Origin of the sequence: Flavobacterium maritimum (assembly GCF_040049085.1) — a bacterium.
Lineage (GTDB): Bacteria > Bacteroidota > Bacteroidia > Flavobacteriales > Flavobacteriaceae > Flavobacterium > Flavobacterium maritimum.
The window spans coordinates 112,691-124,782 of sequence record NZ_JBDLZY010000006.1 but is presented as its reverse complement, the minus strand read 5'-3'; the positions used below and the strand labels follow the sequence as shown (position 1 = coordinate 124,782).

The 12,092-nt window shown below is 34.8% G+C and carries 10 protein-coding genes; 6 read left to right on the top strand and 4 right to left on the bottom strand.

The features are described from left to right. Nucleotides 1-156: 156 nt before the first annotated feature. Nucleotides 157-1,236, bottom strand: a complete 1,080-nt coding sequence (locus ABEB23_RS13855; protein ID WP_348813204.1) for a sensor histidine kinase — start codon at nt 1,234-1,236, stop codon at nt 157-159. Nucleotides 1,237-1,304: 68 nt separating this feature from the next. After that, a complete protein-coding gene (locus ABEB23_RS13850) occupies nt 1,305-1,988 on the bottom strand; it encodes a response regulator transcription factor (RefSeq protein ID WP_348813203.1) in 684 nt (227 codons plus the stop codon). A 231-nt stretch (nt 1,989-2,219) separates the two neighbouring features. On the opposite strand from ABEB23_RS13850, the gene ABEB23_RS13845 reads away from it, so the two are divergent. The 4 genes from ABEB23_RS13845 (at nt 2,220) to ABEB23_RS13830 (ending at nt 7,899) form a co-directional block, all read left to right on the top strand. Further along, on the top strand, nt 2,220-4,970 hold the full coding sequence (locus ABEB23_RS13845) for a TonB-dependent receptor (RefSeq protein ID WP_348813202.1): 2,751 nt from the start codon (nt 2,220-2,222) through the stop codon (nt 4,968-4,970). 180 nt (nt 4,971-5,150) lie between these two features. After that, the gene (locus tag ABEB23_RS13840) at nt 5,151-6,329 is read left to right on the top strand and encodes a beta-helix domain-containing protein (protein ID WP_348813201.1); all 1,179 of its coding nucleotides are present in this window, start codon (nt 5,151-5,153) and stop codon (nt 6,327-6,329) included. Between the two features lie 108 nt (nt 6,330-6,437). Next, the gene (locus tag ABEB23_RS13835) at nt 6,438-6,776 is read left to right on the top strand and encodes a T9SS type A sorting domain-containing protein (RefSeq protein ID WP_348813200.1); all 339 of its coding nucleotides are present in this window, start codon (nt 6,438-6,440) and stop codon (nt 6,774-6,776) included. A 142-nt stretch (nt 6,777-6,918) separates the two neighbouring features. Next, on the top strand, nt 6,919-7,899 hold the full coding sequence (locus tag ABEB23_RS13830) for a LuxE/PaaK family acyltransferase (protein ID WP_348813199.1): 981 nt from the start codon (nt 6,919-6,921) through the stop codon (nt 7,897-7,899). A gap of 11 nt (nt 7,900-7,910) precedes the next feature. Here ABEB23_RS13830 and ABEB23_RS13825 read toward each other — a convergent pair whose 3' ends face one another. Together ABEB23_RS13825 and ABEB23_RS13820 are read right to left on the bottom strand one after the other, a co-directional pair. Next, nucleotides 7,911-8,882, bottom strand: a complete 972-nt coding sequence (locus ABEB23_RS13825; RefSeq protein WP_348813198.1) for a DUF3078 domain-containing protein — start codon at nt 8,880-8,882, stop codon at nt 7,911-7,913. Nucleotides 8,883-8,886: 4 nt separating this feature from the next. After that, entirely contained in the window at nt 8,887-10,704 is a 1,818-nt protein-coding gene (locus ABEB23_RS13820) for a 1-deoxy-D-xylulose-5-phosphate synthase (RefSeq protein ID WP_348813197.1), read from the bottom strand. A 38-nt stretch (nt 10,705-10,742) separates the two neighbouring features. Between ABEB23_RS13820 and ABEB23_RS13815 the strand changes: the two genes are divergently transcribed. Further along, the gene (locus ABEB23_RS13815) at nt 10,743-11,186 is read left to right on the top strand and encodes a nucleoside deaminase (protein ID WP_348813196.1); all 444 of its coding nucleotides are present in this window, start codon (nt 10,743-10,745) and stop codon (nt 11,184-11,186) included. Between the two features lie 61 nt (nt 11,187-11,247). Beyond that, nucleotides 11,248-12,009 carry an SIMPL domain-containing protein gene (locus ABEB23_RS13810; protein ID WP_348813195.1) on the top strand — a complete coding sequence of 254 codons (762 nt, stop codon included), beginning with the start codon at nt 11,248-11,250 and terminating at the stop codon, nt 12,007-12,009. Nucleotides 12,010-12,092 lie beyond the last annotated feature (83 nt).

Here is a 12,092-nt window from a genome sequence, read left to right as displayed (position 1 = left end):
TCCGCAATTAACCTACTGGTTACAAAGATTTTAAATTTAAGGTTTTACTTTTTATTTAATAATAAACTTACATTTAATTAATTAATATTTCATCTCTATTCCCTTTGGAGATTCAGATAGAAATATCCTTAAAGACTTTAAAAAATCGAACTTTAATTAATTCTTTTTCGATTGTTGCTTCTTCTTGGCCTTTTCTATTGTAAAGGAAAACTCCGAACCAATACCAAATTCACTCTCCACATAAATTTTTTCTTTATGGGCTTCTATGATATGCTTCACAATTGCCAATCCTAATCCGGAACCTCCTTCTGAACGCGAGCCACTTTTATCAACTCTGTAAAAACGTTCAAAAATTCTTGAAATATTTTGCTTCTCTATTCCTTCTCCATTGTCCGTAACACGAACCAACACTTTTTTATTCGTCAAATTAACTATTGCAACTTCCGTTTCTCCACCTTCTTTTCCATACTTAATAGAATTGACAATTAAATTTTGAACAACCTGTTGTATTTTATCTTTGTCTCCTCGAACCAAAATGGGTTGTAAGTACTCATTCTCAAAGGTCATTTTGATTTTCTTTTTATCGGCTTTCATTTCCAATAAATCAAAAACACTCTGAATCAACTCCACTATGTCAAAATCAGAAAAATCTAAATTCAGATCTCCAGATTCTAATTTGGTAATCATATCCAAATCTTCAACTATGTATATTAAACGCTCCACTCCTTTTTCGGCACGTTTCAGATATTTTTTACGAACCGTTTTATCGTCCATCGCTCCATCCACTAAGGTGGACAAATAACCTTGTACGGTAAATAAAGGAGTTTTCAATTCATGGGAAACGTTTCCAAGAAATTCTCTACGGTATTCCTCCCGAACCTGAAGCATTTCAATTTCGAGCTTTTTATCAGTAGCAAACTTCTTAACTTCACGAGTCAGCGTTTCCATATCCGTAGTTATAGGCTGATTTATGAATGAACTGGACTCCAATAATGAAACATCATCGTATATCTTTTTTACTCGTCTATAAATAAACCGTTCCACCCGATACTGCAGAACCAAAAAAGAAAATAAATAAATAACGATAAGACATATAATACCAAATAACAACACGTTATTCCCCTTAGATCCAAAGAAAAATAACGCCATTAGCATTACAAATCCACTAGCAAAAAGACTAATGAATAAAGAAGACTTTATAGCAAACTTATAGGTTTTCTTAAAATTAATTTTCATTTACAACTAACTACAATATTCTTTATTAAATCAATTTGAATCCTTTTTTATAAAAAGAACCATCTTAATTACACTTCAAATTTATACCCAACCCCTTTAATGGTTTTAAAAAGATCTTCACCAATTTTTTCACGGAGTTTTCTAATATGTACATCTATAGTCCTACCGCCGACAATAACCTCATTTCCCCATACTTTATCTAAAATCTCATCCCTCTTGAACACTTTTCCGGGTTTAGAAGCTAATAAATAAAACAATTCAAATTCTTTTCTTGGTAAAGCGATTTCTATATTGTCTTTTACAATTTTGTATTCTTCGCGATTAATTTCGATTCCGCCTACATTAAGTGTTTCGCTATTTTTCTCTTGTTCTTTTAATCGGCGTAATAATGCTTTTACTTTACTAACCAATAATTTTGGCTTGATTGGTTTCGTAATATAATCATCGGCACCGGCATCAAAACCAGCTACCTGAGAATAATCTTCACTTCTTGCCGTCAGGAAGGTAATGATTACATTATTAAGTTCAGGAATTTTTCGGATATTCTCACAAGCTTCCATTCCATCCATCTCCGGCATCATTACATCCATTATAATTAGGTCTGGCATTTCTTTTTTGGCAACAGCCACTGCTTCTTTTCCATTTACCGCAGTAACAATTTTATATCCTTCTTGAGTAAGGTTGTAACCAACAATTTCTAAAATATCCGGTTCATCATCTACCAACAGGATTTTAATGTCTTTTTTTTTCATAAAACAGCAAAAATTTATATTTATATCATTACATATTATTTCGTTAAAATATGTCCTGATTTTCGTTTGCGATGGTAAATATACTGATAAAACAGCACTCAAAACACCTGTTAACCGTAATTTAATATGGTAACAATTTGGTAATATATACTGTACAAAAACATAATCTCACGGTAACTTGAACTTTACAAAGCCGTCCTTAATTTGCAAAAATTAAACAAGACAAAAAAAATGAAATTAAAATTTCTAATTATTACATTATTCATTTGTGTATTAGGATTCTCGCAAAACAAAGGAACTATTTCAGGAACTTTAAGTGACAAAGACTCCAACAACATGCCACTTCCCTTTGCTAACGTTTTGATAAAAGGAACTAAAGCAGGAGTTAACACCGACTTAGACGGAAAGTATGCGATTGCAGTTGTCCCTGGAGATTACATTATACAATTTAGCTTTGTAGGTTATGAATCTATAGAAACCCCGGTAACGGTAAAAGCAAATGAAACCCTAACAATAAACAAAACATTAGGATCAGGAAGTTACAAACTGGAAGATGTTGTGGTAAAAGCAAACGTTAACAGACAAAAGGAAACTGTTTTGTTATTGGACCAAAAAAATGCTGTTGAAATCAAACAAACTATCGGAGCCCAAGAACTATCCAGAAAAGGAGTTAGTGATGTGGCTACAGCGGTTACTAAAACAACAGGTATCACCAAACAAGAAGGTTCAGGTAACATCTTCGTAAGAGGATTAGGAGACCGTTACAATTCAACTACTATGAATGGTTTGCCAATTCCTTCCAATGACCCTGAAAAGAAAAACATGAATCTTGATATTTTTTCAACAGATATTTTGGAATATGTTTCTATTGACAAAGTATACAACAGCAGATTGTACGGTGATTTTGCAGGTGGAAATGTTGATATCGTATCCAAAGACTACAAAGGAAATGGATATTTTAGAATTGATATCGGATCTGAAGTAAATACCAATGCTGTTAGTAAAAATAATTTTTCATTACAAGACAACATTAACAGTTCAGGATTCAGCACCTCATCAATCCCAAGCAATCCATTAACACAGTACAACTACAACACTTTGCAACTTGACAGCAAAGGCCCAATAGGAAGTTCTATAGCTCTTTCAGGTGGGGAATCTTTTAATTTAGGAGGAGAAAGCAAATTAAACCTTTTTGCAACTGTTTCTTTTGGAAATGACTACACATCCAGAAAGGATGGTTCTGCTAAAGGGAGTGTAAACGGAAATGGTGTTATAAACAAAGATTTCGACACCTATTCTCTTGATAGCTACAATACCAATTTTACTGCAATGACTAACATTGGTTACAAGATAAACAGCAAAAACAAGATCAACTTCAATACTGTTTTTATAAACAACTCAACATTAAGCAAAGAAGAATATTCTGGATATATAGTTGATATTGCCAATGATGGAAACGGTTTTATTCGCAGGAACAAATATGAAAAAAACAGTTTGTGGATTAATCAATTATTAGGTGAGCATAAATTTAATGATCGTTCAAAATTCAATTGGGGACTTTCTGCCAATACAATTGATGGTGATATGCCTGACCGAACTCAAAATATTTTGAGAAAAGAACCAAATGGATACGTTTTATCAAGCATATCCGCTCCGGATAACCACAGATACTTTCAAAAATTATCTGAAGACGAAACAGCAGCTAATTTAGCTTTTGATTACAAATTCAGCAAAACTGGAGAAGGGGAATACAAAGGTAAATTTACCGCAGGGTATAACGGAAGGTTTAAAACCAGAGACTTTGAGGCAACACAATTTAATTTCAAAGCCAACCAAGGTTTTACTAATACTATAGTTGACCCAAATAATTTGGATTTATTTTACAACCAACAAAACCTTGATAACGGTTATTTCGAGATTACAACTTTCAGAGGAAATTCTCAAGTTTCTAATGCGTTGAAACCACAGACTTATAACGGTGAACAATTCATAAATGGTGGTTTTTTGAATACAGAATACAAATGGGATAAACTTTCAGGAGTTCTTGGTTTAAGAGGAGAATATGTATTTCAAAATGTAGAATGGAACACACAACTTGATCCTAGCGGAGGAAAAAATGAATTAGATAAAGTTGCCTTTTTACCAAGTTTAACGATGAAATACGAGTTGAACGAAAAGCAAAATCTACGTTTTGGCTTCAGCAAAACCTACACCCTACCTCAATTCAAAGAAAGAGCTTTATTTGTATATGAAGACGTAACTGAGGTAAAAGTTGGTAACCCAAATTTATATGCTTCCGATGATTACAATCTTGATTTGAAATGGGAGATGTTTCCAAAAAGCGAAGAATTATTATCAGTAACCGCTTTTGGAAAATACATTCAAAATCCTATGAATGAAGTTACTATCGCATCATCAACCAATGATATTTCATTCATTAACACAGGTGATTTCGGTTATGTTGGAGGAGCAGAAATAGAATACAGAAAATTACTTTTTAATATCGATGAGAATAACGCCAAAAAACTTTCAGCAGGAATAAACGCTTCTTATTTATATAGCAACCAAGATTTAAGTACGGAAAAAGTCATTGCTGAAACAGATTATAATGTAGTATTCACCAACAACGAAAGTAAGTTTACCGGTGCTTCTGACTTATTACTAAATGCTGACATATCCTTATTCAACGAATGGAATAACAAAGAAAGTAATTTGAACACTACTTTAGCTTATACTTACTTCTCCGACAGAGTCTATGCAATAGGTACTAACGACAGAGGTAATTTAGTTGACAAAGCCTTTGGCTCATTAGATTTTATAGCTAAATCTAAATTAAACAAAAACCTGGGTCTTGATTTTGTAGTCAAAAATATACTGGACCCAACCATCGACAGAGTTCAAAAAAACAAAACGGAGGACATTAATGTCTTATCCTACAAAAAGGGACTTACGTTTAGTCTTAACTTAAATTATCAATTTTAAAAAAAGAGGGCAGTTATCACTGCCCTCTTTTTTTGCGCATACTTTGTTAATATTAGAAACATTAAGATAACAATAGTCTAAAGTTTATTTAAACTAACATTCACAATCGCTTAACCTCAAAAAAAATAAATCAACCAATATTTGCAATAACAAAATCAAGTACAAAAAACTATTAAAATCATGAAAAAATCATTCTTACAATTATTCGGAATTCTTGCTTTATCTGCATCATTCTTTACAAGCTGTTCAAGTGACAGCACAGACACTCCATCATCAACATTTGTTGTTGATCCTAACAACTTTACTGGAATCATAAATGACGGAGAAGTTGTTCTTTCTGCGGGAACAACATATAAATTGACTGGAAAATTACAAGTAAATGCTGGTGCAACTTTAACCATCCCTGCAGGAACAAAAATTGAAGGAACTGGAGGAACAGCTTCTTATATTGCTATTGCCCAAGGAGGAAAATTAAACGTAAACGGAACCAGCTCTAATCCTGTTGTAATGACAAGCGGATTAACAACTAAAAAAGCTGGAGACTGGGGAGGTTTAGTAATTTGTGGTAAAGCTCCAATAAACCGAGTAACTGGTGGAACAAGTACTGCACAATCTGAAGTTGCCGACTTAACTTACGGAGGAACTATAGCTAATGACAATTCTGGTTCTATCAGATACTTAAGAATTGAATATGCTGGTGCAGCATACAACAGTGAAAAAGAATTCAATGGTGTTTCATTATTTGCTGTTGGTTCAGGAACTACTTTCGAATACGTAGAAGCTTACCATGGTGCTGATGACGGATTTGAATTCTTCGGAGGATCAGTGAACACTTCGAACCTAATATCTTTTGGTAACGAAGATGATCAATTTGACTGGACAGAAGGATGGATGGGAACAAATACTAACTGGTATGGTAAATTATCTTTCGGAAAAGGAAACAGAGGAATTGAAGCAGACAACTTTGAATTAGGTTTTGCAAATACTCCAATATCTAATCCATCAATCACAAACATTACTTTAATTGGTGCAGGAAGTGCAGCTGACGCAACAATTTACACAGAAAACCAAGGTTTGAAAATGAGAAGAGGAACAAAAGCTATTTTCTCTAATGTTGTTCTAAGCGACTGGAAAACTGGAATCGATGTAGAACATGACGAAACTATCGCAGGTGTTGGAACATCTTTAAAAGTTACCAATGTTAACTATATAGCTATCGCAACAAAAACCAAAGGAAAGAAAACTGACGGAACTTCTGCTGATGTATCTGCAGTTGCTACAGAATTAGCTACAGCAACTGGTGCCGGAAATGGTGTTGCTGCTCCAACTTGGTCTTCAGGATGGTCAGTAGGTCTATAATAAAACCAGCTAAAAACATCAAAAAGAGACTGTTATAAAAAACAGTCTCTTTTTTTTTGGATTAACTTTAATTTTTTTGTTTATCTTTACTATTCCAAATCGAAGCTAATGATAAAAAACTACTCTTATATTACAATCTTACTGGTTTTCTTCTTTTCTCTAAGCCTTTCGGCTCAGGAAGTTAAGCAACAGCCAAAACTACAAGAGACCTCTTCAATAGAAGGTCTGAGCTTGTACCCGAACCCTGTGAGTAATGGTAAAGTATACATTACATCAAAAAATGATTTAGATAAAGAAATCCAAATTTTTGATGTCTTAGGTAAAAAAGTACTTCAAACCGAATTAAGCTCAAAAGAACTAAATGTTTCCAATCTTTCACCTGGTGTATACATCATAAAAATTAAAGAAGAAGAAGCATCCTCCACCAGAAAACTAATCATACGATAAGCAATTATCAAAGAATCTAGAAGCTCCAAATAACTTGGAGCTTTTTTTATTTCTGTTTTCATTAGGACTTCATTCGATTTCTCTATTCTTGAACTGCTTCTATTCCATTTAATTTTTAATTACTTTTGTAAAAAAATAATTCTTGATTACAGCAAACGATATATTTACCATTACCAATCAAAAGCAATTTGAAAAAATAGCTTTAAAAGTGTTTCGTTTTCAATATGAGAATAACGCCGTGTATCAGGAATTTTGCAATTTTCTAAAAACGGATGTCCAAAAGGTAAAATCAATTTATCAGATTCCGTTTTTACCCATTCAATTTTTCAAAAGCCATTCTGTCGTTTCCAATTCAAACCCCGTTGAAGCAACATTTACAAGCAGTGGAACAACCGGAATGACTACCAGCAAACATTTAGTGACTGACGTTTCTATTTATGAAGAAAGTTACCGCAAAGGATTTTCCCAGTTTTACGGTAATATTGAAGATTATGTAGTACTGGCTTTGCTCCCGTCTTATCTTGAAAGAGAAGGTTCCTCCTTAATTTATATGGCCGAAGATTTAATTCGACTGTCTCAGCATTCCGAAAGTGGGTTTTACCTCCACAATCATGATGAACTTATCAAAAAACTAATCGATTTAGACCAATCCGGTCAAAATGTAATTCTAATTGGGGTTACTTACGCTTTATTGGATTTAATTGAAAAACAGACTTTTCAGTTACAAAATACCATTATAATGGAAACCGGAGGTATGAAAGGTAAACGAAAAGAAATGATTCGTGAAGAATTACATGAGCAACTTTGCAATGGCTTTGGCGTTTCGGCCATTCATTCTGAGTACGGCATGACCGAATTACTTTCACAGGCCTATTCTCTAGGCGAAGGCGTATTTGAATGCCCTTCCTGGATGCAAATACTTGTTCGAGATACCGAAGATGCACTAACCTATGTAAAAGAAGGTAAAACAGGCGGAATTAACGTAATAGATTTGGCCAACATCAACTCCTGTTCTTTTATAGCCACTCAGGACTTAGGCAAAAAAAATCCCAACACTTCTTTTGAAGTATTAGGACGTTTTGATAATTCTGATATTAGGGGTTGTAACTTAATGGTCGTCTAAAAATTTTATTTTTAAAAAGCATAGACGATTCCCACTCCCAAAACTTGTTTTAACTGCGCTTTTGGACCAACAATGACTTGTTCTCCATCAACTTCTTCCTTCGCTTTTATATCATCATCGTAAATAAGTCTGGCTCCAACATTTGCTTTCACATATTGATTAACCACCAAATCAAACAATACATCATAATCAACATCGACATTCCCAAATTGATTGATATAATCCGAGTACAAACTCAGCTTATTAACGAAATTGATATTCTTAGCTATTTCCGTTTTATAAAAACCGGTTAACAAGAAACCAAGCTCCATTTTTGATTTTTCACCCTCTAAAATCAAGTTACCATCTATATCATATACAGCCTTTTTAACACCAAAAGCCCCTTGATTAGCTAATCTTTGATCTAAAACCAAGGTAGTCTTCCACGTGAACGGCGAAATATAAAACACTCTAGACTTATCTTTTTTGGCATTTTCGGCTCCAACCCCCATAAAAAAATAGGCTGGCGCAAATGGCCTTGAAATAGCAAGTTCAGTGTTTGGATAGGAATACCCGTTGGTAAATTGTGTATTAAAATTGAACTTTGCCGAATGATACCAACTCGTGATTGTATCCTGTCTATAACCAAACGTAGAATCAAACTGTAAAGCATCATCGGTTTTCCTCATCTCAATTCCATCCTGTTTATTTAAACCGTAACGAACAATCAACTGATTCACCCACTTGCGGTTACCTTTAGCATAAACTCTGGAAAAATCCCCTTTAAAAAGCCCCGAAACAGAACTCGTTCCACCGGCACTCCAGTTGACAAAAGCGATTTCGGAAATATCAAATCCTAAAGTATTTTTCTTTGTCCAATTTGACAAGGTATCTGGCGATTTCGACAAGGTATCTGGCAATTTTGTTTGTATAAAAACCTGAGCAAAATTACTGATGGAATAGGAAAGCAGTATAAATAAAATTGTAGAGCGGAATAACTTCATTCGGTTAATTTTTGTTTTTCGGGACTGCAAAATAATTATTTTCAATCGTTCTAAAAAAGGTTTCTAAACTTTTAACGTCGATTTCACAATATTGTTGTAACTGAGCTACAGTTCCGTGTTCAATAAATTCATCAGGTATGCCCAGTAATTTTATTTTTAAATCATAATGGTTAGCAGCTGCGAATTCAAGAATCGCACTTCCAAAACCTCCTGTAACCACTCCATCTTCAATGGTGATTACACTTTCAAATTCGGAAAAAATGATATGAAGTAACTTTTCATCCAGAGGCTTTACAAAAGCAAAATCGTAATGTGCAATTGCTGTTGGATTATTGATGTTCTCTAGAGCCAAAGCAACATTATTACCAATAGTTCCATTAGACAAAACAGCCACCTTAGTTCCATTTTTCAGACAATTAGCTTGACCTATTTCCATTTTTTCGTAACACCCGAAACTTTTGGTCTTCCAATCTGTAAATATCCCTCGACCTCGCGGATAGCGTATCGCGATAGGATGATCCAAACCCAATTGGGCAGTAAATAAAATATTTTGCAAAGCAAGCTCATTCATTGGCGCATACACAATCATATTGGGAATGCATCGCAAATAAGCTAAATCAAAAACGCCGTGATGTGTAGCTCCGTCTTCACCAACTAATCCCGCACGATCCAAACAAAAAATTACTGGTAAATTCTGTAATGCCACATCATGAATCACCTGATCATAAGCCCGCTGTAAGAATGTTGAATAAATATTGCAATAAACAATCATCCCTTGGGTAACCATTCCAGCCGCCAATGTAACAGCATGTTGCTCGGCGATTCCAACATCAAAAGCGCGTTCTGGAAGCGCATCCATCATAAATTTGAGAGAACTTCCTGAAGGCATCGCAGGTGTAATACCCACTATTTTTTCATTTTTCTTAGCTAAATCCAATACCGTCAATCCAAAAACGTCTTGGTATTTTGGTGGTAAATTTTCTTCCGATTTTGGAAGTAATTCACCAGTGGCCGCATCAAACCTTCCCGGCGCGTGGTATTGCACCTGATTTTCTTCTGCCTGCTGCAATCCCTTTCCTTTGGTAGTCATAACATGAAGAAATTTAGGTCCTTTTACTTTTTGCAGACGTTTCAATTCCTTGATTACCGCAAAAATATCATGTCCGTCTATTGGCCCTGAATAATCAAAATTCAAGGACTTAATCATATTATTTTTTCTGGAATTTTTCCCATCTTTTACCGCAGTGAGATACTTTTTCAAAGCACCGACACTCGGATCAATCCCGATTGCATTATCATTGAGAATAACCAATAAATTAGCATCGGTAACTCCGGCGTGATTCAAGCCTTCAAAAGCCATCCCTGATGCAATGGAAGCGTCTCCAATGACAGCAATGTGCTGCTTATCGAAATCTCCTTTTAAGTTTGAGGCAATCGCCATTCCTAAAGCTGCCGAAATAGAAGTGGAAGAATGGCCTACGCCAAAAGCATCATAAACACTCTCACTTCGTTTGGGAAAACCGGACACTCCATTCCATTGACGATTGGTATGAAAATTTTCCCTTCTTCCTGTCAAAATTTTATGTCCGTAAGCTTGATGTCCGACATCCCAAATCAATAAATCATCAGGGGTATTGAACACATAATGCAAAGCAATAGTCAGTTCTACAACTCCCAAACTGGCTCCAAGATGCCCTTCTTTCACCGAAACAATGTCAATAATAAAATTACGTAATTCCTGAGCAACTTGAGGAAGTTGTACTTCATCGAGCTGCCTTAAATCGGTTGGAGAATTTATGTTTGAAAGTAAATTATTTAACATAAAGCAAATGTACGAATTGAATTCTTATTTTTGTAACTATGATAAATCCTTTCACCGACGAATACTTTATGAAAAAGGCCTTACAGGAAGCTGAAATAGCTTTTGATAAAGGTGAAATTCCTGTTGGAGCCGTTATCGTCATAGATAATAAGGTCATCGCCAGAGGTCATAATTTAACCGAAATGCTGAATGATGTTACTGCACATGCCGAAATGCAGACGATAACTGCTGCAGCAAACTTTCTGGGTGGAAAATATTTGATAGGCTGTACTCTTTATGTTACTTTAGAACCTTGCCAGATGTGTGCCGGCGCTTTGTATTGGAGCCAAATTTCGAAAATCGTTTTTGGCGCCAGTGATGAAAATCGGGGCTTTACAAAAATGGGGACACAATTACACCCAAAAACTACCGTTGTTCGAGGAGTTTTGGCAGAGGAAGCATCGGACTTAATGAAACGTTTTTTTGCAGCGAGAAGGAAATAATATTTCGAGTTCAGTATAAAAAATTACTTACATTTACTACATAAAACTAATTCTTAATTTTATGGAAGACAAATTGAAATCATCAATAATTATTTCTCTTGCGATAATTATTACGGCTTGGATATTGGGTAATTCTTTTCAAAACAGAAATAAAAACCTGGATTCGATATCGGTAATCGGTCTAGGAACAAAGGATTTTGTATCAGATGAAATTTTATGGTCCGGCAGTTTCACCGCTGCTAACATGGATATCAAAGAAGCCTACAATAAAATCATATCCGACCAGAAAATAGTTTCAGCTTTTTTTATAAACAAGGGGTTTAAGCCTTCAGAATTTAGTTTCGGCGCAGTAAATTTTCAAAAAAAATACCGCCAAATTACCATCGAAAATTCCGAGAACCAATACGACAAAAAATACGAACAAATATTTGACGGATATCAAGCCACACAGTCTATTGTATTTATAGCCAAGAAAAATCCTGATTTGATGAAACGGATAGAATCAGTTTCCAGTAAAACTTCGGAATTAATTAATTCCGGAATTGAGCTAACTTCTAATTCTATGCAATACACCTATTCCGGTTTGCCTACTTTAAAACAAAGTTTAATAGAAAAAGCTACCAAAGATGCCAGTGAACGCGCTAATAAAATTGTGAATACCGCAAATGGGGCCATTGGAAAACTAAAGACTGCCAGCATGGGCGTTTTTCAGATAACGGGACAAGGCTCCACAGAAGAGGATAGTTATGGTGGAATTAATGATACCGAGAGCAAAAACAAAACAGCAAGAATAACGGTTCGACTGGAATATGAGTTGGATTAATAAACTATAAGTCTCTATTGAAAACGAATGTCCTAGCCCAGATTACTTCACTTAATATTTATTTTCCATAGGAGTTCAGTAAA

Excerpts from the sequence above, each read along its gene's own strand:
- ABEB23_RS13855 (WP_348813204.1), bottom strand. The coding sequence starts at position 1,236 with ATGAAAATTAATTTTAAGAAAACCTATAAGTTTGCTATAAAGTCTTCT.
- ABEB23_RS13850 (WP_348813203.1), bottom strand. The coding sequence starts at position 1,988 with ATGAAAAAAAAAGACATTAAAATCCTGTTGGTAGATGATGAACCGGAT.
- ABEB23_RS13845 (WP_348813202.1), top strand. The coding sequence starts at position 2,220 with ATGAAATTAAAATTTCTAATTATTACATTATTCATTTGTGTATTAGGA.
- ABEB23_RS13840 (WP_348813201.1), top strand. The coding sequence starts at position 5,151 with ATGAAAAAATCATTCTTACAATTATTCGGAATTCTTGCTTTATCTGCA.
- ABEB23_RS13835 (WP_348813200.1), top strand. The coding sequence starts at position 6,438 with ATGATAAAAAACTACTCTTATATTACAATCTTACTGGTTTTCTTCTTT.
- ABEB23_RS13825 (WP_348813198.1), bottom strand. The coding sequence starts at position 8,882 with ATGAAGTTATTCCGCTCTACAATTTTATTTATACTGCTTTCCTATTCC.
- ABEB23_RS13820 (WP_348813197.1), bottom strand. The coding sequence starts at position 10,704 with ATGTTAAATAATTTACTTTCAAACATAAATTCTCCAACCGATTTAAGG.
- ABEB23_RS13815 (WP_348813196.1), top strand. The coding sequence starts at position 10,743 with ATGATAAATCCTTTCACCGACGAATACTTTATGAAAAAGGCCTTACAG.
- ABEB23_RS13810 (WP_348813195.1), top strand. The coding sequence starts at position 11,248 with ATGGAAGACAAATTGAAATCATCAATAATTATTTCTCTTGCGATAATT.